Source organism: Streptomyces sp. NPDC107498, assembly GCF_055582805.1.
The window spans coordinates 205,491-228,010 of sequence record NZ_JBVJPE010000007.1; the positions used below are offsets into that span (position 1 = coordinate 205,491).

Annotated in this window: 20 protein-coding genes; 11 read left to right on the forward strand and 9 right to left on the reverse strand. The window is 72.5% G+C overall.

Annotated features, from left to right (window positions below; all coding sequences use genetic code 11):
- Nucleotides 1–443 precede the first annotated feature (443 nt).
- The 6 genes from ACZ66Z_RS15280 to ACZ66Z_RS15305 all read left to right on the forward strand — a co-directional run bounded on the left by ACZ66Z_RS15280 (nucleotide 444) and on the right by ACZ66Z_RS15305 (nucleotide 5,849).
- Nucleotides 444–1,247 (forward strand): TraR/DksA C4-type zinc finger protein, encoded by an 804-nt coding sequence (locus ACZ66Z_RS15280; protein ID WP_469934442.1) that lies wholly within the window; start codon nucleotides 444–446, stop codon nucleotides 1,245–1,247.
- A gap of 80 nt (nucleotides 1,248–1,327) precedes the next feature.
- Nucleotides 1,328–1,984: a signal peptidase II gene (gene lspA, locus ACZ66Z_RS15285; protein WP_469934443.1), complete on the forward strand. Its 657-nt coding sequence runs from the start codon at nucleotides 1,328–1,330 to the stop codon at nucleotides 1,982–1,984.
- Between the two features lie 52 nt (nucleotides 1,985–2,036).
- Nucleotides 2,037–2,978, forward strand: a complete 942-nt coding sequence (locus ACZ66Z_RS15290; RefSeq protein WP_469934444.1) for an RluA family pseudouridine synthase — start codon at nucleotides 2,037–2,039, stop codon at nucleotides 2,976–2,978.
- Nucleotides 2,975–3,442: a GNAT family N-acetyltransferase gene (locus ACZ66Z_RS15295; protein WP_469934445.1), complete on the forward strand. Its 468-nt coding sequence runs from the start codon at nucleotides 2,975–2,977 to the stop codon at nucleotides 3,440–3,442. The genes ACZ66Z_RS15290 and ACZ66Z_RS15295 overlap by 4 nt, the downstream gene beginning before the upstream one ends.
- A 184-nt stretch (nucleotides 3,443–3,626) precedes the next feature.
- Nucleotides 3,627–5,213 carry a Na+/H+ antiporter gene (locus tag ACZ66Z_RS15300; protein ID WP_469934446.1) on the forward strand — a complete coding sequence of 529 codons (1,587 nt, stop codon included), beginning with the start codon at nucleotides 3,627–3,629 and terminating at the stop codon, nucleotides 5,211–5,213.
- A 66-nt stretch (nucleotides 5,214–5,279) separates the two neighbouring features.
- Nucleotides 5,280–5,849: a dienelactone hydrolase family protein gene (locus ACZ66Z_RS15305; protein WP_469934447.1), complete on the forward strand. Its 570-nt coding sequence runs from the start codon at nucleotides 5,280–5,282 to the stop codon at nucleotides 5,847–5,849.
- A gap of 69 nt (nucleotides 5,850–5,918) precedes the next feature.
- Here ACZ66Z_RS15305 and ACZ66Z_RS15310 read toward each other — a convergent pair whose 3' ends face one another.
- The 5 genes from ACZ66Z_RS15310 to ACZ66Z_RS15330 form a co-directional block, all read right to left on the reverse strand.
- Entirely contained in the window at nucleotides 5,919–6,878 is a 960-nt protein-coding gene (locus ACZ66Z_RS15310; RefSeq protein WP_469934448.1) for a zinc metalloprotease, read from the reverse strand.
- 326 nt (nucleotides 6,879–7,204) lie between these two features.
- Nucleotides 7,205–8,854, reverse strand: coding sequence for an alkaline phosphatase D family protein (locus ACZ66Z_RS15315; RefSeq protein ID WP_469934449.1), 1,650 nt, complete (start codon nucleotides 8,852–8,854; stop codon nucleotides 7,205–7,207).
- Nucleotides 8,855–9,031: 177 nt separating this feature from the next.
- Nucleotides 9,032–9,847: a thioredoxin domain-containing protein gene (locus tag ACZ66Z_RS15320; protein ID WP_469934450.1), complete on the reverse strand. Its 816-nt coding sequence runs from the start codon at nucleotides 9,845–9,847 to the stop codon at nucleotides 9,032–9,034.
- Nucleotides 9,848–9,899: 52 nt separating this feature from the next.
- Entirely contained in the window at nucleotides 9,900–10,586 is a 687-nt protein-coding gene (locus ACZ66Z_RS15325; protein WP_469934451.1) for a hypothetical protein, read from the reverse strand.
- 70 nt (nucleotides 10,587–10,656) lie between these two features.
- Nucleotides 10,657–11,982: a DUF2252 domain-containing protein gene (locus ACZ66Z_RS15330; protein ID WP_469934452.1), complete on the reverse strand. Its 1,326-nt coding sequence runs from the start codon at nucleotides 11,980–11,982 to the stop codon at nucleotides 10,657–10,659.
- 169 nt (nucleotides 11,983–12,151) lie between these two features.
- Here ACZ66Z_RS15330 and dnaE point away from each other — a divergent pair, with 169 nt between their 5' ends.
- Nucleotides 12,152–15,691, forward strand: a complete 3,540-nt coding sequence (gene dnaE / locus ACZ66Z_RS15335; protein WP_469934453.1) for a DNA polymerase III subunit alpha — start codon at nucleotides 12,152–12,154, stop codon at nucleotides 15,689–15,691.
- 68 nt (nucleotides 15,692–15,759) lie between these two features.
- Here the strand turns inward: dnaE and ACZ66Z_RS15340 are convergent, their stop codons facing one another.
- A complete protein-coding gene (locus tag ACZ66Z_RS15340) occupies nucleotides 15,760–15,933 on the reverse strand; it encodes a hypothetical protein (RefSeq protein ID WP_469934454.1) in 174 nt (57 codons plus the stop codon).
- Between the two features lie 241 nt (nucleotides 15,934–16,174).
- On the opposite strand from ACZ66Z_RS15340, the gene ACZ66Z_RS15345 reads away from it, so the two are divergent.
- From ACZ66Z_RS15345 to ACZ66Z_RS15360, 4 genes are read left to right on the forward strand one after another with little or no spacing between them, the layout of a single operon-like run.
- Complete coding sequence (locus ACZ66Z_RS15345; RefSeq protein WP_469934455.1) at nucleotides 16,175–17,497, forward strand: NYN domain-containing protein; 1,323 nt, start codon at nucleotides 16,175–16,177, stop codon at nucleotides 17,495–17,497.
- A gap of 20 nt (nucleotides 17,498–17,517) precedes the next feature.
- The gene (locus ACZ66Z_RS15350) at nucleotides 17,518–18,489 is read left to right on the forward strand and encodes an ABC transporter ATP-binding protein (RefSeq protein WP_469934558.1); all 972 of its coding nucleotides are present in this window, start codon (nucleotides 17,518–17,520) and stop codon (nucleotides 18,487–18,489) included.
- Nucleotides 18,490–18,529: 40 nt separating this feature from the next.
- Complete coding sequence (locus tag ACZ66Z_RS15355) at nucleotides 18,530–19,357, forward strand: ABC transporter permease (protein WP_469934456.1); 828 nt, start codon at nucleotides 18,530–18,532, stop codon at nucleotides 19,355–19,357.
- Between the two features lie 34 nt (nucleotides 19,358–19,391).
- Complete coding sequence (locus ACZ66Z_RS15360) at nucleotides 19,392–20,027, forward strand: DUF2567 domain-containing protein (RefSeq protein ID WP_469934457.1); 636 nt, start codon at nucleotides 19,392–19,394, stop codon at nucleotides 20,025–20,027.
- 23 nt (nucleotides 20,028–20,050) lie between these two features.
- Here ACZ66Z_RS15360 and ybaK read toward each other — a convergent pair whose 3' ends face one another.
- From ybaK to ACZ66Z_RS15375, 3 genes are read right to left on the reverse strand one after another with little or no spacing between them, the layout of a single operon-like run.
- Entirely contained in the window at nucleotides 20,051–20,548 is a 498-nt protein-coding gene (gene ybaK / locus ACZ66Z_RS15365) for a Cys-tRNA(Pro) deacylase (protein ID WP_469934458.1), read from the reverse strand.
- A 54-nt stretch (nucleotides 20,549–20,602) separates the two neighbouring features.
- Nucleotides 20,603–21,340 carry an LON peptidase substrate-binding domain-containing protein gene (locus tag ACZ66Z_RS15370; protein WP_469934459.1) on the reverse strand — a complete coding sequence of 246 codons (738 nt, stop codon included), beginning with the start codon at nucleotides 21,338–21,340 and terminating at the stop codon, nucleotides 20,603–20,605.
- Nucleotides 21,341–21,351: 11 nt separating this feature from the next.
- Entirely contained in the window at nucleotides 21,352–22,431 is a 1,080-nt protein-coding gene (locus ACZ66Z_RS15375) for a hypothetical protein (RefSeq protein WP_469934460.1), read from the reverse strand.
- Nucleotides 22,432–22,520: the final 89 nt, after the last annotated feature.

The following is a 22,520-nucleotide window of genomic DNA, read 5'->3' on the forward strand; positions in this document are numbered from 1 at the left end:
CCCCTCATTGGGGTCGCGACGCCGGGTCTAGTCACCGCCCTGTCGTGCGGCTTTCTTCCGACGGCTCCGGGGTGATGCTTCACATCGGGCTCGCCCCCGGGCTCTCACCGTCCCCGGGTCGCTCATGGCTGCTTGCGACGCTACTCGTCCCCATCCAAGCCTTTCGCTGTGGCCAGTGTACGGGCCCCGGGGGCGGGCGGCAGACCGGTTTTCCCGTGACCCGAATGGCCAGACGGGCCGTGCCGGACTTCCGGTGCGGCCATGTGGGGGAGGGGCGGGACGGATAACCGGGCGGGGAGCTGGGCACAACGGAGGCAGGCTCGCCCCGCGGGGAGCGGGGGCGGGTGGGAACGGCGGCGTGCCCCGTTGCCGCGGGCCTCGGGCCGATTTATCGTCCCAGCACGATTCGCGAGCAAGATCACAAAATGTGAAGGGGCCGCGACATGGTGGCGAAGAAGACCGCCGCGAAGAAGACCTCGGCCGCCGGTTCCGCCGGCGCGACCGAGGTCGCCAAGGACGTCGTCGGCAAGAAGTCGGCGGTCGCCGGGAAGAGGCCCGCGGGAAAGACCGTCGCGAAGAAGGCGCCGGCCAGGAGGACCGCGGCCCGGAAGGCGGTCGCCGAGGACGCGGCCCCGGAGGACGCCGCCCCCGGCGGGGCCGGGGCGGCGGTCTCCGCCCCCGACGCCTCCGCCCCGAGGACGCCCGCCAAGAAGGCCGTGGCGAAGAAGGCGGCCGCCAGGAAGGCGCCCGCCGCGAAGAAGCAGACAGGAGCCAGGACGGTGGCAGCGAAGAAGACCGCGGGTGGCGTCACGACCGTCGGGGACGAGGCGGCGGTGCCTCCGGCACGGGCCGGCGAGCTCGCGGTGCGGCCCGGCGAGGACCCCTGGACGCCGGAGGAGGTCGCCGAGGCGCGCAGCGGGCTCCAGTCGGAGGTGCTGCGGCTGCGCAGCGAGCTCGTCCACTCCCAGGAGGAGCTGACCGGCCTGATGCGGGACTCGGGCGACGGCGCCGGCGACGACCAGGCCGACACGGGCACCAAGAACATCACGCGCGAGCACGAGCTGGCCCTCGCCGCGAACGCCCGGGAGATGCTGGAGCAGACCGAGCACGCCCTGGAGCGGCTCGACGCGGGCACGTACGGCCTGTGCGAGGTGTGCGGGAAGCCGATCGGCAAGGCGCGGATGCAGGCCTTCCCGCGGGCCACGCTCTGCGTCGAGGACAAACAGCGACAGGAGCGGCGCGGCTGACGATCTCGGATGCCTGTCCCGTACGCCTGTGCCGTACCCTCGGTGCACGGTCAGGCATCGAGGTCGAGGGACTCACTCACGTGGCAGAGGCGGAGCGCATCATCGGTACGCCGGATTCAGCAGGGGCCGACGGGACGGCCGCCTCCGACGAGTCCACGGCCCGCGAGGAGACCGGGGCCCCGGACGGCGCGTCGGACCGCGACGGAGTGTCGGACCGCGACGGTGCGGCCGCTCCCGGGGAGCGGCCCGGGGGCAGGCGCAGGATCGTCGCCCTCTTCGTCGTGGCCGTGCTCGCCTACCTGCTCGACCTCGGCAGCAAGATGCTGGTGGTCGCCAGGCTGGAGGGACACGAGCCGATCGACCTGATCGGTGACCTGCTGCGGCTCGACGCCATCCGCAACCCGGGCGCCGCCTTCGGCATGGGCGAGGCCTTCACGATCATCTTCACCGTGATCGCGGCCGTGGTCATCGCGGTGATCATCCGGCTCGCGCGGAAGCTCTACAGCCTGCCCTGGGCGATCGCGCTCGGCCTGCTGCTCGGCGGTGCGCTCGGCAACCTCACGGACCGGATCTTCCGCTCGCCGGGCGTCTTCGAGGGCGCGGTCGTGGACTTCATCGCCCCCGCGCACTTCGCCGTCTTCAACCTGGCCGACTCGGCGATCGTCTGCGGCGGCATCCTGATCGTCCTCCTGTCGTTCCGGGGCCTGGACCCCGACGGCACCGTCCACAAGGACTGAGCCCGACCCCGGCGGAAGACGGAGTGCCTTCCGCACAAGGCATACTCGACGGGTGAGTACGAGTCCCGAGATCCGCACGCTGCCCGTTCCCGATGGCCTGGAGGGCGAGCGCGTCGACGCCGCCATCGCCCGTATGTTCGGGTTCTCCCGCACGAAGGCGGCCGAGCTGGCCGCCGCAGGGAAGGTCCAGGTCGACGGCTCCGTCGTCGGCAAGTCCGAGCGGGTCAGCGGCGGCGCGTGGCTCGAGGTCGAGATGCCGGGCGCGTCCGCGCCCGTGCAGGTCGTCGCCGAGCCCGTCGAGGGCATGGAGATCGTCCACGACGACGACGACATCGTCGTGATCATGAAGCCGATCGGTGTCGCCGCGCACCCCAGCCCCGGCTGGACCGGCACCACGGTCATCGGCGGCCTCGCCGCCGCCGGGTACCGCATCTCCACCTCCGGCGCCGCCGAGCGCCAGGGCATCGTGCACCGCCTCGACGTCGGCACCTCCGGTCTGATGGTGGTCGCCAAGTCGGAGTACGCGTACACCTCGCTCAAGCGCCAGTTCAAGGAGCGCACGGTCGACAAGCGCTACCACGCGCTGGTCCAGGGACACCCGGACCCGATGAGCGGCACCATCGACGCGCCGATCGGCCGGCACCCGAACCACGACTACAAGTGGGCGGTCACCGCCGACGGCAAGCCCTCCGTCACGCACTACGACCTCATCGAGGCGTACCGCTCGGCCTCGCTGCTCGACATCAAGCTGGAGACGGGCCGCACCCACCAGATCCGGGTGCACATGTCCGCCCACCGCCACCCCTGCGTCGGCGACCTCACCTACGGCGCCGACCCGACGCTCGCCAAGCGCCTCGGCCTCACCCGGCAGTGGCTGCACGCCGTCCGCCTCGGCTTCGAGCACCCGGGCGACGGCTCCTGGGTCGAGTTCGCCAGCACCTACCCCGAGGACCTCCAGAAGGCCCTCGACCGGATCGCGGCGGAGAGCCGGTGACCGTCCCGTACAGCGTCCGCGAGGTGCTCGGCACCGAGGACCGGGAGGCGTGCTTCGCGGTCCGCCGCGAGGTCTTCGTCGAGGAGCAGGGCGTCCCGCAGGAGCTGGAGTACGACGCGTACGACGCGACCGCGGTGCACGTGCTCGCGGTCCGCGGGGACGGGCTGCCGCTGGGCACCGGCCGCCTGCTGCACGGGGCGGACGCGGTCGGCAGGACCGGCGGCGACGCCTCGGTGGGCTCGCTCGGCCGGCTCGCCGTCGCCAAGGCGGCGCGCGGCCTCGGGGTCGGCGCGGCGCTCGTGCGGGGCATCGAGGACGTGGCGCGGGAGCGCGGTCTGAGCGCCGTCGACCTGCACGCGCAGACCCACGCGCTCGGCTTCTACGAGCGGCTCGGCTACGTGGCGTACGGCCCCGAGTTCCCGGACGCGGGGATGCCGCACCGGGCCATGAGGCGGGCCCTGTAGCGAACCGGGCGGCCTGCCCGGTCGCGGCCCCGGGGCGGCGCGGGCGGCCTGCCCGGCCCCGGCCCTGCGGACCGGGCGGTTCTCCGCGACCGGGCGGTCCCCCGTCTCCTGTGGGATGCGTCTCTTCCCGGCATGCACAGGGGGCAATCGACGCCAAAACGGGCGTACGTGACAGGGTGGGGCCGTGGATCAATTGGCCCTGCTCTTCCTGCTGCTCCTCGGCGCCCTGCTCACCGTGCCCCTCGGCGAGCGGCTCGGGCTGCCCGCGCCGGTCCTGATGACCCTCATCGGGATCGTGCTGGCCTTCCTGCCCTTCGTGCCGAACGTCGAGATCCCGCCGGAGTTCATCCTCCCGCTGGTGCTGCCGCCGCTGCTGTACGCCTCCGTGCAGCGGACCTCCTGGCGGCAGTTCGCGGCCAACAGACGGCCCATCTTCCTGCTCGCGGTCGCCCTGGTCTTCGTCACCACCGCCGCCGTCGGCGCGGTCGCGCACTCGCTCGTGCCCGGGCTCCCCCTGGCCGCCGCCGCCGCGCTCGGCGCCCTCGTCGCGCCCCCGGACCCGGTCGCCGCGACCGCCGTGGCCGGCTCGCTCGGGCTGCCCCGCCGGCTGGTGTCGATCCTGGAGGGCGAGGGGCTCTTCAACGACGTCACCGCGATCGTCCTCTACCACGTGGCGATCGCCGCCGTCGTCAGCGGCTCCTTCTCCTGGCCCGAGGCGCTCGGCCAGTTCGCGCTCTCCGCCGTGGTCGCCGTGGCCGTCGGCCTGGCGCTCGGCTGGCTGGCCAACAAGCTCATCGGACTCCTCGGCGACGCCACCCTGCAGACCGGCCTCACCCTCCTCGTCCCCTTCGTGAGCTACGTCATCGCCGAGGAGCTGCACGGCTCCGGCGTCCTCGCCGTCCTGCTCACCGCGCTCTTCCTGGCCGAGCACGCCACCGACGCCGACGACGTCATGGGCCGGCTCGCCGGACAGACCTTCTGGCAGATCGTCGACACCCTCGTCACCGGCATCGCCTTCGGCCTCATCGGCCTGGAGCTCATCCACGTCTTCGGAGTCGCGAAGGGGCACGGCCTGGAGATGCTCGGCTGGGGCGCCGCCGTCGTGGTCGTGGTCGTCGGCGTCCGGTTGCTGTGGCTGCTCCCCGCCACCTGGCTGGCGAAGAAGCTGCACACGCTCCGGGACGTCGACGAGGAGATCCCGATGAGCTGGCGGGAGACCGTCGTCATGTGGTGGGCGGGGATGCGCGGGGTGGCCTCGGTCGCGCTGGCGCTCGCCATCCCGCTCCGCACCGAGGACGGCGCGCCCTTCCCCGGCCGCGACGAGATCGTCTTCATCGCCTTCTGCGTGATCATCGCCACCCTCGTCTTCCAGGGCCTCACGCTGCCCTGGCTGGTCAAGCGGCTCGGGGTGCGGGCCGACGCGGACGCGGAGCGCGCCCTGGAGCGCGAGCTCGCGATCCGGGCCGCGAAGGCCGCCAAGCGCAGGCTCAAGGAGATCGAGGAGGTCGAGGAGCTGCCCGAGGAGGTCCAGGAGCGGCTGATGCGCGGGGCGTACGACATCGGGGTACGGATCAGCCCGGACATGGTGGACGACGAGCGCCGGGCCGCCTTCGTGGAGCGGGCGGAGCGGTTCAAGGCGGTGCAGCGGATCCAGCGGGAGCTGATGTCGGCCGCCCGGCACGAGGTCCTCGCGGCCCGCAGCGAACCCGGCGCCGACCCCGAGGTGGTGGACCGGGTGCTGCGCCACCTGGACGTGCGCAGCATGCGCTGACGGCGGGGGCCCGGTCGGACAGGACGGGCCCGGGGTCCCGCGGTGCCGGATGGCAGGATGGGACGCATGGACATCATGCTCTTCCACTCGGCCTACGGGCTGACCCCTTCCGTCGAGGCGGCCGCCGAGCGGCTCCGGGCCGCCGGTCACCGGGTCTGGACGCCGGACCTCTACGACGGCCGGACGGTCGGGACCGTCGAGGAGGGCGTGAGGCTCCGGGACGAGATCGGCAAGGACGAGCTGCTGAAGCGGGCGGTCCTGGCCGCCGCCCCCTACTCCGAGCGGGGCCTGGTCTACATGGGCCTCTCCCTCGGGGCCTCGATCGCGCAGACCCTGGCGCTCGGGGACGAGAAGGCGCGCGGACTGCTGCTGTTCCACGGCACCTCGGACCTCGCGGAGTCCGCCTCGGTGGACGAGCTGCCGGTCCAGCTGCACGTGGCCGAGCCCGACCCCTTCGAGACGGACGACTGGCTGTCCTCCTGGTACCTCCAGATGCGCAGGGCCGGGGCGGAGGTGGAGGTCCACCGCTACCGGGGCGCGGGGCACGTCTACACGGACCCGGAGCTGCCCGACTGGGACGAGGAGGCGGCGGAGCGGACCTGGTCGGTGGCGCTCGCCTTCCTCGACGAGCTGTAGGACCGTGTGAAAGGGGTGCGGCCCCCGGGGAGTCCCCGGGGGCCGCACCCGTGTTCCGCGGACGGGCCGTCAGGCGCGGTACGCGACCCAGGAGTCGTTCATGCGGGTCACCTGGCCCGAGGTGAACTGGTACATGCAGGAGTCGTACGTGTAGTCCATGAAGTTGTGGATCGGGTCCACACCGGCCTTCGAGGTGCAGGAGTCACGGCCGGTCGGGCACTCGTACGCGGGGCTCTTCTCGGCCGGGGTGTCGGCGACGTAGTCGCCGTTGCCCGTGCAGCCGCCCTGGAAGGTGTGGTACAGGCCCATCCAGTGGCCGACCTCGTGGGTGGCGGTGTCGCCCTCGTTGTAGTTGGCCGCGGAGCCGCCCGGGAGCGAGGTGTCGAGGATGACGACGCCGTCCATCTTCGGGCTGGCCTTGTACGAGGACGGGAAGGTCGCCCAGCCGAGCAGTCCGCCGCCGAGGTTGGCGGTGTAGACGTTCAGCGCGTTGGCGCCGCCCTTGCGCAGGGTGTTCTTCATGTCCTTCTCGGCCTGCGAGCCCGAGGACACGTTGTACCAGGTGGTGTTGTCCGTGTAGTCGGTCCCGGCCAGCGAGAACTGGAAGCCCGTGTTCACGTTGCCGGTGCCCTGGCCCGCGTAGGCGGCGTTGAGAACGGCCATCTGGTTGTTGACGGCGGTGGCGCTGAGCTTGCCCGTCGTGCCGCTGTGGATCACGTGGAAGTAGACGGGGATGGTGGCGCCGGCGGCGGCGGTGGTGGCGCTGAGGCGGCCGGAGTTCCGGGCGGCGGAGACCTTCTTCTTCAGGTCGTCGTCCATGGCCTTGGCCTGGGCCGCGCTGACGGCGTTGGGCTCGGCCTTGGTGGCGTCGCCCTTGGCCTTGCGGGCGCCGGAGAGCGCGGTCGTGCCGTCGGCGCACTTCTCGGCGGAGGCCAGGGTGTCGGTGGCCTGGGCCGCCACGGGGGCGGAGAGCGGGGCGACGGCCAGGGTTCCGGCCATCACGGCGGTGCCGAGCAGACGACGTGACATACGCGGCGATATGCGGACGAGAGCACGCACGGTGACTCCTTGCGGGGGGTTGTGAAGAGGGACTTCCTCGCCACCGCCCGGAGATTACGCGTCCATGTCAGAGGTCGTTGAGCAGGGAACAGGCCCAATCATTCGTGGGGCAATTCGGGTCATCGGGAAGAAAAACTTGCGTCGCTTCCAGGGTTTGAGACGTGGACGTAACGAACGAGGTGACGGAGGCGGGTGGTGTGTCCGGATTCGATCTCCGGAACTCGCCACCCGCCGTAGCGATGTGATCTCCCGTTAACACAAGAGATCATGGCTGAAAATCGCCGTTGAAGGGGCGGTTACAGCACCGGCTGGTACACCCGCTCGACACGCTGCGTTCCGCTCAGCGTGCGGTACGAGCGCGCCCAGGCCGTCGTCGCGGCCGGATCCGTCTTGTCGGAGACCGTGTAGTAGTCCATCTGCGAGCGCGCGGCGGTCACGTCGAGCACGCCGTACCCGTGGTGGTCCATGTCCACCCACTTCACATGGCGGTTGGCGGCCTTCACGGCTCCCGCGGCCACCACCGAGAGCGTGCCCGGGGCCACGTGCAGCAGGTCGTCCAGGTTGTCCGAGGTCACCGAGGTGACCACGAACTCGGTCGCCGCCGAGTCCGAGAGCGGATACGTCGCGGCCTTCACCGGCACGTCGTTGGCCCAGGCCATGTGGATGTCGCCCGTCAGGAAGACGGTGTTCCGGATCGCCCGCGCGGTCAGGTGGGCGAGCAGCTCCCTGCGGTCGTCGGTGTAGCCGTCCCACTGGTCGACGTTGACCGCGAGCCCCTCCTTCGGCAGGCCCATCAACTCGGCGAGCGGCTCCAGGAGGTGGGCGGGCAGGGCGCCGAAGGCGACCGGCGAGATCATCACCGAGGTGCCGACCAGCTGCCAGGTCGCGTCCGAACCGGCGAGCCCGGCCTTGAGCCAGTCCAGCTGCGCGCGGCCGGTGATGCTCCGCTCCGGGTCGTCGACCGCGCCGCTGCCCGTCTTCGCCGGCGCGGACCGGAACGAACGCAGGTCGAGCAGATGGAGATCGGCCAGCCTGCCGAAGCGCAGCCGCCGGAAGACCGTGCCCTCCGTGGAGGCGCGGACCGGCATCCACTCGAAGTAGGCCTGCTTCGCGGCGGCCACCCGGGCCGCCCACGCGCCCTCGGCGCCCGGGGTGTGGTTCTCGGCCCCGCCCGACCAGGCGTCGTTGGCGAACTCGTGGTCGTCCCAGATGGCGATCACCGGGTGCGCCGCGTGCAGCGCCTGGAGGTCGGCGTCCGTCTTGTACTTCCCGTGCCGGGTGCGGTAGTCGGCGAGCGAGACGATCTCGTGGCGCGGCTCGTGCTGCCGGACGACGTACTTCGCCTCCGGGTAGGCCCCGGTGGCGTACTCGTACAGGTAGTCGCCGAGGTGGAGGACCGCGTCCAGGTCGGTGCGGGCCGCGAGGTGGCGGTACGCGGAGAAGTGGCCGGACTCCCAGTTCGCGCAGGAGACCACGCCGAAGCGGACCCCGGGCGCGGCGGCGTCGGCGGCGGGCGCGGTGCGGGTGCGGGCGGCCGGGGAGACGGCGGAGCCCACCGTGAAGCGGAACCAGTAGGCGGTGGCCGGGCGCAGGCCCCGGACGTCGGCCTTCACCGTGTGGTCGGAGGCGGCGCTCGCCGTGGTGCTGCCGGAGGCGACGACCCGGGCGAAGGCGCGGTCCTCGGCGAGCTCCCAGCCGACCCGGACGTCGGGGCCGAGGCCGGACCCGGGCACGGCCTCGGGGACGGGGGTGACGCGCGTCCAGAGCAGGACGCCGTCGGGCAGCGGGTCGCCGGAGGCGACGCCGTGGAGGAAGGCGGGAGCCCCGGTGTCCGCGAGCGCCGGGGAGGCCGCGCCCAGGAGGGCGGGCGCGACGGCGGCGGTGGCGGCGGCGGCCTTGACGACCGAACGCCGGGTGGGGGCAGGTGATATGAAACGACTGGTCACGGGCAGTCAGATTACTGACGGGTACGCCCCGGGGGCAGGCGAATTCCGGAAGTTCGCCCACTCGTCGTCCGGAAGACGCCCGGACCTGCACGCCCCGGCCGCGCGACGTCCCCGGGGGACGCCCCGGCCCCGGACCGGGAGGTCCGGGGCCGGGACGTCACGGGACGGGGCGCGGCGTCAGGCCTTGAGGGCCGCGGCGATCGCCGCGTCGAACTCGGCCACCGTCATCGGCGGGCTGTCCGTGCCCCGCGCGGTGACGGGCTTGCCGTCCATCTTGAGCGTCGGGGTGCCCTGCACCCCGCTGGCGTCGAAGGCCTTCGACATCTTCATCGCCCACGCGTCGAAGGTGCCGTCCTCGACGTTCTTCCTGAACTCGGCGTTGCCCTTGAGGGCCGGGACCGAGTCCGCCACCTTCAGGAGGTAGGAGTCCTCGGCGAACTTGTCGTCCTTCTCCTCCGGGTGGAACTCCGTCGAGTACAGGGCGGACTTGTACCTCAGGAAGGCCTCGGGGCCGACGTCCAGCGCGGCGCCCAGCGCCGAGAGGGCGTTCTTCGAGCCCTCGCCCGGGATGCCGTTGTCGATGAAGGTGGCGCCGACGTACCGGATCTTGTACTTGCCGGCCTCGACGTCCTTCTCGACGGTGGAGCCCACGGTCTGCTCGAAGGTCGCGCAGACCGGGCAGCGCGAGTCCTCGTACAGCTCCAGGGTCTTCTTCGCGGAGTCCTTGCCGATGACGACGGTCGTGCCGTTCGTGCCCGTGGTGTTCTTCGGGGCCGTCACGGTCTTCGCGTCGGCGACGGACTCCCAGTGGGAGGGCTTGTTCGACTGGACCACCGCGTAGCCGATGCCGCCGGCGGCGGCCAGGACGGCCACGGCCGAGACGCCGACGACGAGCTGCCGGCGGGCCCGGTCCTTCTTCGCCTGGCGCTCGCGCTCCTCGCGCAGTCGCTCGCGGGCGGCGGCCTTGTTGGCGTGGCTGTTGCGTGCACTCATGATCGTGATCTCCGTGAAGGGTGGGAAAGGCAGGGGGCGCGTCGGGGCCCGCTCAGACGAGAGCGAGCACCGGACGCGGCGGCCCCCGCCGCCCGACGGAGTGCACGAGGAGCCGGGCGCGGGAGGACCGGGGCCGCTCGACGGGCCGCCCGGCCCGCAGCGGCGCCGGACCGGCGGCCCGGAAGAAGGCCGCCACGAGCAGCAGCGGCCGGAACGCGAAGGCCTCCACCGCGCGGAGCAGCCGGGCGAGCGCCCGCTCGCCGCCGCGCAGCCAGCAGGCCGCCGAGAGCCCCACGCCCACGTGGGCCAGGAGCAGCAGCCAGGGCAGCGCCGGGTCGGGGGAGTCGAGCAGGGCGGCCGCGCCCCCGCTCTCCGGGTCCACCACGCCGGACAGCGGCGTGCCGACGGCGCCGCCGCAGAACACCTCCACGCCCACCGAGCGCAGGGAACCGGCGACCGGGCCGCCGGCGGGGCCGTAACAGACCGCCTGACCGCTGGTGAAGAGGGTGTCGGCGGCCAGCTCCAGCGGGACGAGGAGCCCGGCGATCGGACCGAGGCCGCGCTCGCGGCCGGCCAGCGCGTACGCCACGGCGAAGACGCCGACCGCGACCGGGACGACCGTCCCCAGCGGCAGCGGCACGTGGGAGAGCAGCACGTGGGACGCCACGGACAGCGTCACGACCAGTGCCGTGAAGAACGCCGCCCGCAGCGCCCTCAGCTGCGTCCCTGCCGTGTCCATCGTCGTGGAGTGTCCCACGCGGGCCCGTAAGAGGTCCCTAAGCAGAACCTGTGGACGGTCGCACCCGTCCCTACAGCCCCGGGATCCGGCCGTTGCGGAAGAGGTCCACGAAGATCTGGTGGTCCGCCCGCGCCCGCGCCCCGTAGGAGTGCGCGAAGTCGACCAGGAGCCCGGCGAAGCCCTCCTCGTCGGCGGCGATCGCCGCGTCGATGGCCCGCTCCGTGGAGAACGGCACGAGCGACTGGTCGCTGGAGTCGTCCGCCGCCGCGTGCATCGTGGCCGTCGCCCGGCCCAGGTCGGCGACGGTGGCCGCGATCTCCTCCGGGTCGTCGATGTCCGACCAGTCCAGGTCCACGGCGTACGGCGACACCTCGGCGACCAGCTGCCCGGAGCCGTCCAGCTCCGTCCAGCCCAGCCACGGGTCGGCGTGCGCCTGGAGCGCCCGCTGGGAGATCACCGTGCGGTGCCCCTCGTGGTGGAAGTACCCGCGCACCGCCGCGTCCGTGACGTGCCGCGAGACCGCCGGGGTCTGCGCCTGCTTGAGGTAGATCACGACGTCGTTCTCCAGGGCGTCGGTGTGACCTTCCAGGAGGATGTTGTACGAGGGGAGGCCGGCCGAGCCGATGCCGATCCCGCGCCGCCCGACGACGTCCTTCACCCGGTACGAGTCGGGGCGGGCGAGGGAGGCCTCCGGCAGGGTCTCCAGGTAGCCGTCGAAGGCCGCGAGGACCTTGTACCGGGTGGCCGCGTCCAGCTCGATCGCGCCGCCGCCCGCCGCGAAGCGCCGCTCGAAGTCGCGGATCTCCGTCATCGAGTCGAGCAGCCCGAAGCGGGTGAGCGCCCGGGCCTGGCGCAGGGCGCCGAGCAGGGCCCCGTCGGCGGTCTCCAGGGTGAAGGCGGGGACCTCGTCGCCCTTGGCGCCGGACGCGAGGGCGTGGATCCGCTCGCGGTAGGCCGCGGCGAAGATCCGGACCAGGTGGGTGATCTGCTCGTCGCCGAGCGCCTTGGCGTAGCCGATCAGGGCGAGCGAGGCCGCGAGCCGCTTCAGGTCCCAGGTGAAGGGGCCGACGTAGGCCTCGTCGAAGTCGTTGACGTTGAAGACGAGGCGGCCGTTGGCGTCCATGTACGTGCCGAAGTTCTCGGCGTGGAGATCGCCGTGGATCCAGACCCGGCCGGTCTGCTCGTCCAGGTACGGGCCGCCGTGGGCCTCCCGCTCCAGGTCGGCGTAGAACAGGCACGCGGTGCCGCGGTAGAAGGCGAAGGCGGAGCCGGCCATCTTCCGGAACTTGACGCGGAAGGCCGCGGGATCGGCGGCGAGGAGCTCGCCGAAGGCGGTGTCGAAGACGGCGAGGATGTGCTCACCGCGCTCGCCTGCGGTGGGCTGCGGGACCGACATTCGAGGTGCCTCCTGGTGCGGGGTGATGGGGCAGAATTGTTCTGACAATACGGACAGAAGTTCCGTGTCTCCCAACGCGTGACCGTACCTCCGAGTGCCCGCGTCCTGTCAGTCGGCCGACGTAGACTTCCACGCTGTCCCCCCAGAAATTCATCGGAGGCCTCCCACCGTGACCAAGCCGCCCTTCACGCACCTCCACGTCCACACCCAGTACTCGCTGCTGGACGGTGCCGCGCGGCTGAAGGACATGTTCAACGCGTGCAACGAGATGGGCATGACCCACATCGCCATGTCCGACCACGGCAACCTGCACGGGGCGTACGACTTCTTCCACTCGGCGAAGAAGGCCGGGGTCACGCCGATCATCGGCATCGAGGCGTACGTCGCCCCGGAGTCCCGGCGCAACAAGCGGAAGATCCAGTGGGGCCAGCCGCACCAGAAGAGGGACGACGTCTCCGGTTCCGGCGGTTACACCCACAAGACCATCTGGGCGGCGAACGCCACCGGTCTGCACAACCTCTTCAAGCTCTCCTCCGACGCCTACGCCGAGGGCTGGCTGCAGAAGTGGCCCCGGATGGACAAGGAGACCATCTCCCAGTGGTCCGAGGGCCTGATCGCCTCCACCGGCTGCCCCTCCGGCGAGCTCCAGACCCGACTGCGCCTCGGCCAGTTCGACGAGGCCCTGAAGTCCGCCTCCGAGTACCAGGACATCTTCGGCAAGGACCGCTACTTCCTGGAGCTGATGGACCACGGCATCGAGATCGAGCGCCGGGTCCGCGACGGGCTCCTGGAGATCGGCAAGAAGCTCGGCATCCCGCCGCTGGTCACGAACGACTCGCACTACACGTACGCGCACGAGGCCGGCGCGCACGACGCCCTGCTCTGCATCCAGACCGGCAAGAACCTCTCGGACCCGGACCGCTTCAAGTTCGACGGCACCGGCTACTACCTGAAGTCCACGGACGAGATGTACGCCGTCGACTCCTCGGACGCCTGGCAGGAGGGCTGCGCGAACACGCGGCTCGTGGCCGACCAGATCGACGTCTCCGGCATGTTCGAGGCCAAGAACCTCATGCCGAGGTTCGACATCCCCGAGGGCTACACCGAGGTCACCTGGTTCCGCGAGGAGACCATGCGGGGCATGCACCGCCGCTTCCCGAACGGGATCCCGGAGGACCGCATGAAGCAGGTCGAGTACGAGATGGACACCATCATCTCGATGGGCTTCCCCGGCTACTTCCTCGTCGTCGCCGACTTCATCATGTGGGCGAAGAAGCAGGGCATCGCCGTCGGCCCCGGCCGGGGCTCGGCGGCCGGTTCGATCGTCGCGTACGCCATGGGCATCACCGACCTCGACCCGATCCCGCACGGCCTGATCTTCGAGCGCTTCCTCAACCCCGAGCGCATCTCGATGCCCGACGTCGACATCGACTTCGACGAGCGCCGGCGCGTCGAGGTGATCCGGTACGTCACGGAGAAGTACGGCTCCGACAAGGTCGCCATGATCGGCACGTACGGAAAGATCAAGGCGAAGAACGCCATCAAGGACTCCGCGCGCGTCCTCGGCTACCCGTACGCCATGGGCGACCGGCTCACCAAGGCCATGCCCGCCGACGTCCTCGGCAAGGGCATCGACCTCAACGGCATCACCGACCCCTCGCACCCGCGCTACAGCGAGGCCGGCGAGATCCGCGCGATGTACGAGAACGAGCCGGACGTCAAGAAGGTCATCGACACCGCCCGGGGCGTCGAGGGCCTGGTCCGCCAGATGGGCGTGCACGCCGCCGGCGTGATCATGTCCAGCGAGCCGATCGTCGACCACGCCCCGATCTGGGTGCGGCACACCGACGGCGTCACCATCACGCAGTGGGACTACCCGCAGTGCGAGTCGCTCGGCCTGCTGAAGATGGACTTCCTCGGCCTGCGCAACCTCACGATCATGGACGACGCCGTCAAGATGGTGAAGTCCAACAAGGGGATCGACATCGATCTCCTGGCGCTGCCGCTCGACGACGCGAAGACCTTCGAACTGCTCCAGCGCGGTGACACCCTCGGCGTCTTCCAGTTCGACGGCGGGCCGATGCGCTCGCTGCTGCGGCTGATGAAGCCCGACAACTTCGAAGACATCTCCGCCGTGTCCGCCCTGTACCGGCCGGGCCCGATGGGCATGAACTCGCACACCAACTACGCCCTGCGCAAGAACGGCCAGCAGGAGATCACCCCGATCCACCCCGAGCTGGAGAAGCCGCTCGAAGAGGTGCTCGCGGTCACCTACGGCCTCATCGTGTACCAGGAGCAGGTGCAGAAGGCCGCGCAGATCATCGCCGGCTACTCGCTCGGCGAGGCCGACATCCTCCGCCGCGTCATGGGCAAGAAGAAGCCCGAGGAGCTGGCGAAGAACTTCACCATCTTCCAGGCCGGCGCCAAGAAGAACGGCTACAGCGACGAGGCCATCCAGGCGCTCTGGGACGTCCTGGTCCCCTTCGCCGGCTACGCCTTCAACAAGGCGCACTCCGCCGCGTACGGCCTGGTCTCCTACTGGACCGCCTACCTCAAGGCGAACCACCCCGCCGAGTACATGGCGGGACTGCTCACCTCGGTCAAAGACGACAAGGACAAGTCCGCGGTCTACCTCAACGAGTGCCGCCGCATGGGCATCAAGGTCCTGCCGCCCAACGTGAACGAGTCCGAGTCGAACTTCGCCGCCCAGGGCGACGACGTGATCCTCTTCGGCCTGTCCGCCATCCGGAACGTCGGCACCAACGTCGTCGAGTCGATCATCAAATCGCGCAAGGCCAAGGGGAAGTACTCCTCCTTCCCCGACTTCCTCGACAAGGTCGAGGCCGTCGTCTGCAACAAGCGGACGGTCGAGTCGCTGATCAAGGCCGGCGCCTTCGACGAGATGGGCCACACCCGCAAGGGCCTGGTCGCCCACCACGAACCCATGATCGACAACGTGGTGGCGGTCAAGCGCAAGGAGGCCGAGGGACAGTTCGACCTCTTCGGCGGGATGGGCGACGAGACGAGCGACGAGCCGGGCTTCGGCCTGGACGTCGAGTTCTCCGACGTCGAGTGGGAGAAGTCGTACCTGCTCGCCCAGGAGCGCGAGATGCTCGGCCTCTACGTCTCCGACCACCCGCTCTTCGGCATCGAGCACGTCCTGTCCGACAAGACGGACGCGGCGATCTCCCAGCTGACCGGCGGCGAGCACGGCGACGGCGCGGTCGTCACCATCGGCGGCATCATCTCCGGCCTCCAGCGCAAGATGACCAAGCAGGGCAACGCCTGGGCGATCGCCACCGTCGAGGACCTGGCCGGCTCCATCGAGTGCATGTTCTTCCCGGCCACCTACCAGCTGGTCTCCACCCAGCTGGTCGAGGACACGGTCGTCTTCGTGAAGGGACGGCTCGACAAGCGCGAGGACGTGCCCCGGCTCGTCGCCATGGAACTGATGGTCCCCGACCTGTCGAACGCCGGGACCAACGCACCGGTGGTCCTCACCATCCCGACGGTGAAGGTCACCCCGCCGATGGTCAGCAGGCTCGGCGAGATCCTCCGGCACCACAAGGGCAACACCGAGGTGCGGATCAAGCTCCAGGGTCCCCGGAAGACGACCGTCCTCCGGCTCGACCGGCACCGGGTGCAGCCCGACCCGGCGCTCTTCGGCGACCTGAAGGTGCTGCTCGGCCCGTCCTGCCTGGCCGGCTGAACCCACCCCGCACACGCGCAAGGGGCGCGCCCGTCGTCACGGGCGCGCCCCTTTGCCGTCGGACCGCGTCAGTTGTGGCCGAAGCGCTTCTGACGACCCTTGCGGGCCATGTCGCCGGGCGTGACCTGGCTCGCGCGCGACTCGGCCTGCGACTCCATCGCGGTCCGCTGTGCGTCCTGCGCGCCGCGCTCGGCGGGCGACGACTGCTTCTGACTGCGGTTCTGGTTGCGGTTCTTGGCCATGGGGATGCCTCCTCAAAGGGTCCTAGGGGCCAGGGCCGCTGCCAGACTCACACACGGTGCGAACCGCCGCATGTTGGATCATTACGGACCGTGAGGGCCCATCGGGACGTGACATCCGCCACGCCGATGATCCAGTTCCGACGGTCAAGCCCCCGGCGGTCGGGCAGACTCGAAGGAAACCCGAAGCACCTTCCGATCCCGATTCCGATCCCGAGCCCGACGCCGAGGCTCACGAAAGAGGGTGGAACACGTGGACCGCTGCGTCGTCCTGGTGGACGCCGGCTACCTGCTGGGCGCCGCCGCCAGTCTCCTCGCCGGGGAACCGGCCCGCTCCAGGATCACCGTCGACCACGCCGGCCTGATCCAGCAGCTGCGGCAGCGCGCCGAGGCCGAGACCGCGCTGCCCCTCCTGCGGATCTACTGGTTCGACGGCGCGCCCGACCGGGTGCCCCAGCCCGAGCACCGCAGACTGCGCGTGATGCCCCGCGTCACCGTCCGGCTCGGTGCGCTGACCAGGAGCGACGGGCGCTGGGCGCAGAAGGGCGTCGACGCGGCCATGCACACCGAGCTGACCGAGCTCGCCAGGAACAGGGCCTGCTCCGACATCGTGCTCGTCACCGGCGACGGCGACCTGCTGCCCGGCCTCATGTCGGCCAAGGAACACGGCGTCGCCGTCCACCTGTGGGCCGTCCAGGCCGCCGACGGCGACTACAACCAGTCCGAGGACCTCGTCGCCGAGGCCGACGAGCGGCGGGTCCTCGACCGGACCTGGATCACCCGCGCCGTCCGCGCCAAGGACCTCACCGGCGTCTGCGCGCCGCCCCCCGCCCCGCGCCCGGAGATCGCCGCCATCCTCTCCGCGCCGCTGCCCGAGGCGGCCCTCGCCGCCTCCGCCGAACGGGCCGCCGGGGCGGCCGCCGCGGCCGCCCGGGACGGGGCCCCGGTCACCGCCGACGCGGGCGGCGACGGCGGCCACGAGCACGCCCGCACCAACGGCCACGTCCGCGACGCCGAGCACGCCCTCGGCCCGGGCGTGCCCTCCCCGGCGAACGGCAGGGGCGTCCCCACCCCCAAAGACCTCGCGGGCCTGCGCGGTCCCGGCACCCCGGTCCCGCAGGGCACGAGCGCGCTCCGCTGGTCCTCCGACCGGGGCTGGGTCGAGCGCCCCGCCCCCTCCCTCGGGGAACCGGCCGAGACCGCCACCCTGCCCACCCTCGCCACGCTCACCAGCGCGGAGCAGCGCTGGGCCGACCGCGAGGAGGACATCACCACCGTCGGCGGCGACCCGTTCGAGGTGGGACAGGTGTTCGCCCGCCGGTGGATGGAGCGGCTCCCCGAGCAGAGCCACGTCCAGAAGCTCTCCGCCCTCTACCCGCGCATCCCGCACCGCATCGACGGCGAACTCCTCCGTTACGCCGCCCGATTCGGACTTCTCGCCCACAAGGACGACCAGATCGACGAGCACGACCGCTACGCCATCCGGGCCGGATTCTGGCGCGAGATCGACGTCCGGGCCGCCGCCGAACCCGCCCCCGCGCCCGGAGCGGGCCCGGCGACCCCGTAGGCTCTTACCCCGTGAGTACGGTGTGCGCGGTGCGGGATCTGGTCAAGACGTACCCCGCCACGCGCGGCAGGCGCGGCGCGCCCGCGACCCCCGAGGTGCGCGCCACCGACGGGATCAGCCTCGACGTGCGCGGCGGCGAGATCTTCGGCCTGCTCGGCCCCAACGGCGCCGGCAAGTCCACCCTCGTCCGCCAGCTCACCGGGCTCATGCGCCCCGACTCCGGCACCGTCGAACTCCTCGGCCACGACCTCGTGCGCCACCCCGAGCGGGCGGCCCGGCTCCTCGCCTACCTCGGCCAGGAGTCCACCGCCCTCGACGAGCTGACCGTCTCCCTCGCCGCCGAGACCACCGGACGCCTGCGCGGCCTCACCGCCCACGACGCCCGCGCCGAGCGCGACGCCGTCCTGGACGAGCTCGGGCTCGGCGGGATCGCCGGCCGCCCCCTCAGGAAGCTCTCCGGCGGACAGCGGCGGCTCGCCTGCTTCGCCGCCGCGCTCGTCGGCCGCCGTCCCGTGCTCGTCCTCGACGAACCCACCACCGGCATGGACCCCGTCGCCCGGCGTGCCGTCTGGGCCGCCGTCGACCGGCGCCGCGCCGAGCAGGGCGCCACCGTGCTGCTCGTCACCCACAACGTCATCGAGGCCGAGACCGTCCTCGACCGGGTCGCCGTCATCGACCGCGGCCGGGTCATCGCCTGCGACACCCCCGCCGGCCTCAAGGAGCGCGTCGCCGGCGAGGTCCGCGTCGAACTGGTCTGGCGCGACGCGCCGCCGCTCCACCTGCCCGAGGTCGCCGCCCTGCGCGGACGCGCCCAGGAGACCGGGCGCCGCTGGCACCTCCGGCTCGCCCCCGACGCCGCCCGCGCGGCCGTCGCCACTGTCACCGGCGGGGCCGCGTTCGCCGCGCTCGACGACTTCACCCTGGCCACTCCCAGCCTGGAGGACGTGTACCTCGCGCTGGGCGGCGCGACCGAAGGACTGGTGAAGGCGTGACCCGCCACGAACCGCCCGTGACCGTCAGGAGCTGTACGCAGTGAGCACCGTGCCCGCCGAGGTCCTGCCGACCGGCGCGCTCCCCGCCACGGACCGGGACGCGGAGGCCACCGCCGCGCCCCTCGCCCCCCGTGCCCGGCTCCTTCCGGCCCTGGCCGCCGTCTACCGGGCGCAGCTCTCCCGCGCCCGCGTCGCCCGCATCCCGCTGCTCTTCGTCGCCACCTTCCAGTCGATCGGGATCATGGTCCTGATGCGCGGGGTCGTCGACGGCGGCTCCGAGGCGCGCGCCGTCGTGGCCGGCTCCACCGTCCTCGTCGTCGCCTTCGTCGCGCTCAACCTGCTCGCCCAGTACTTCGGGCAGCTGCGGGCCGGCGGCGGCCTCGACCACTACGCCACCCTGCCCGTGCCGCCCGCCGCCGTCGTGCTCGGCGCGGCCGGGGCGTACGCCTCCTTCACCGTGCCCGGGACGGTGGTCACCGCCGTCGCCGGCTCGGTCCTCTTCGGGCTGCCCCTCGGCCACCTGTGGATCCTCGGCGCCGTCGTCCCGCTCGCCGGCGCGGCGCTCGCCGGGCTCGGCGCGGCCCTCGGGCTCCTCGCCCCCCGCCAGGAGCTGGCCACCCTCCTCGGACAGCTCGGCATGTCGGCGGCCCTGCTCCTCGGGGTCCTCCCGGCCGAGCGGCTGCCCGGACCGATCGGCTGGGCGCGGGACCTGCTGCCGTCGACGTACGGCGTGGAGGCCCTCGCCCGCACCTTCGGCCCGCACCCCGACTGGGCGGCCGTCGCCGTCGACCTCGCCGTGTGCGGGGCGGTCGGCCTCGGCTCGCTCGCCGTCGCCACCTGGGCCTACCGACGGGCCGCCGTCCGCTGAGGCGGGCCACAGGGACACCTGGCACGATGGCGGGGTGACCGCACCTCTGACTCCGCCTCACCAGCCGCCGAACGACCACGACCGGCCCCCGTCCCCGCCGCCGCACGGCCCGGCCGGAGACCCGATCACGGCGGCCGAGGTCGTGCAGGGCGCGGTGGTGACCCTCGCCTCCGCGGTCGCCGGGGCGCTGCTCGGGGTGCTGTGGCTGAACCTGGCCCCGCGCGTCCTGCTCATCTCCGACGGCAAGGGCGTCTACCTCCGGAACTCCGAGGGGGAGCAGGCGATCGGCGCCGACGGCACGTTCGTGCTCCTCGCGCTGGCCTTCGGCGCGGCCGCCGCGCTCGTCGTCTTCCTGCTGCGCCGCAGGGGCGGGGTCCCGCTCGTCCTCGGCCTGGCGCTCGGCGGCGGGCTGGGCTCGCTGATCGCATGGGGGATCGGAACGCGCTTCGGCCCCACCGACGACGTGGTCGCCCACGCGAAGGCGGTCGGTCCGAACGTCACCTTCGAGGCGCCGCTCGAACTGAACCTGGGGGCCGCCGCGATGCTGGCCTGGCCGCTCGCCGCGATGATCGTCCACCTGGCGCTGACGGCGGCCTTCGGCCCCCGCGACCCGGAACCGGAACCCTGGGACCTGCCGAAGGCGTACACCCAGGGCCCCGGCCCGCACTGACGGACCCGGGCCGCGCCCGTCCGTCAGGCGCGGCCGATCGGGGCCAGCACCGCCGAGGTGAGGGCGGCCAGGTCCGCGGGGGAGAGCTCCACCTCCAGGCCGCGGCGGCCCGCCGAGACGCAGACGGTCGCGTGCTCCGAGGCCGAGGAGTCGAGGACGGTACGGAGCCGCTTGCGCTGGCCCAGCGGGGAGATGCCGCCCCGGACGTACCCCGTGGTGCGCTCCGCCGCCGCCGGGTCGGCCATCGCGGCCCGCTTCCCGCCGACCGCCGAGGCCAGCGCCTTCAGGTCCAGCTGGCCCGCCACCGGGACCACCGCGACCGTCAGCTCGCCGTCGACGTCCGCGACCAGCGTCTTGAAGACCCGGTCGGGGGAGACGCCGAGGGCCTCCGCCGCCTCCTCGCCGTACGAGGGGGAGGCCGGGTCGTGGTCGTACGCGTGCAGCGTGAACGGCGTGCCGGCCGCCGTCAGGGCCACCGTCGCCGGAGTGCCCCCGCCGTTCTTCTTCTGCTTCTTCGCCACGCGCTCTTCCTCGGCTCGGTCGCTCGGTCGCTCGGTCCGTCTCGCGGGGCCGGCTCAGTTCGGGTACGTCGGGGCCTGCGTCAGGTCCACCACCGGCAGCGACGGCAGATGCCGCAGCACCGCGGTCTCCGCCCGCAGCAGCGTCAGCTCCTCGCGCAGCCGGGTCGCCGTGTCCGGCGCCTGGAGCAGCCGCTGCTTCGCCGGGGTGTCGAGCACCGCCGCCGCCGCGACCAGGTACGAGACCACGGAGGGCTCGTCCGGCAGCTCACTCGTCGTCAGTGAACGCTCCCGGGCGCCCGCGAGACGCTTCTGGTAGCTCCGGAAGGCCCGCAGCACGCCCTCGGCGAGCGTGCCCGCCTCCTCGCCCTGCTCCTCGGGGACCTCCTCGACCTCGGCCGTCAGGAACGGCCCGCTCGCGTCGACGGACAGCAGCTTCACCCGGGTCGTACCGGTGGCCATCACCTCGAAGCTGCCGTCGGCGCGCTCCCGGATCGACGCCGCGTCGGCGACGCAGCCGACCCGGTGGAAGGCTTGGAGGGGGTCGGCGCCGAAGCCCGCCGCCGGGCCCTTCTCCGGCAGCGCCGTCTGGTCCGGCATGCCGGGAGCCGTCGGCGCGACCTCGCGGCCGTCGCGGATGGCGACGACGGCGAAGCGGCGCGGTTCCGCGTCGTCGAGCGCGAGCAGCTCGCGCATCATGGCGCGATAACGCTCCTCGAAGACGTTCAGGGGCAGTACGAGGCCCGGGAACAGCACCGTGTTGAGCGGGAAGAGAGGCAGACGGGCGGTGGTCACAGCGGCCAAGCCTAATGGCCGCCGGGCCCGCCCCGTCCGGCCCGTCCACGACCGGCTCCCCGCAGGGGCGTCCGGCCGACCAGTTCGCCCCGCGTCCGGTCCCGCGCGGCCAGGAAGCGGAAGAGGGGATCACCCCCGCTCGAACGAAGCCGAGAGCCCGACGGAGGACCCTCCGGTGCGGCACCCCGCGCGGCCCCCCAGGGGAACGAGGTCGCGTACGGGCCGATCCGCCCGAACTCCTCCCACGCCTCCGCCCAGCGCGCCCGCTCGACCAGCACGTACGCGAGCAGGTTGCGGACCTCGGCCGGCCACGGGTCGCCCGCCGGGAACGCCGCCGACAGGGCCTGGGCGCGGACCACCGCCCGGTCGACCCGGGCGGCGGGCACGGACCCGTCGGGGCCGGGCGGCACCCGGAGTCCGCCGTAGGCCGCGCGGACCGGCAGCGCCCCGACGAGCGAGTCGGGCGCGGCGTCGTCGGCGGCCTGCTCGGCGAAGTCGAAGGCGGCCCGGTGTGAGCCGTACCACTGCGCGGAGAGGTACTTCAGCGCGGCGACGTGGCAGCCGTAGTGGTGCGGGGAGCGGCGCACGGCCTGCTCCCACAGCGACTCGAAGACCGCGTGCCCGACGTGCGCCCCGCGCGCGTGGTCCAGGGCCAGCCGCCACGGCACCGGGTCGTGCGGAGCCTCCTCGGTGACCTCCCGCACCAGCGGGGCGAGCTCGCGCAGCCGCTCGGCCCGCGCCGGGGACTCCCAGGCCCTGCGGACGGCCAGCTGCGCCGTGACGAGCAGGGCGTCGGGATCGCCGGGCGCGGCGGCGAGCCATCCGGCGAGCCAGTCCCCCTTGCTGTACGCGAAGGTGGCGAGCCGGGTGACGTACCGGTCGCGGTCCTCCCACTCGCCGGCGTCCCGGGTGGTGGAGAGCAGTTTCGCCGCGGGTTCCGGGTCGCCGAGGGCGGCGGCGACCAGGGCGGGGGCGAGCCGCTCGTCCGGGGCGTCGAGCAGCACGTCGGCGTCCGGCACGAGCGCGGTGGCGAGCCGCGGTGCGTGCCGGGCCGGGCGGACGGTGCCGAGCAGGGCGCGGAGCAAGGACATGGTGCTGTGCATTCTCCCCCGCCCCGGCCCGTCACGGCAGCCGCCTCACGGGGTCGCGACAGCACCCTCACCTCGTGGTGACACCACCC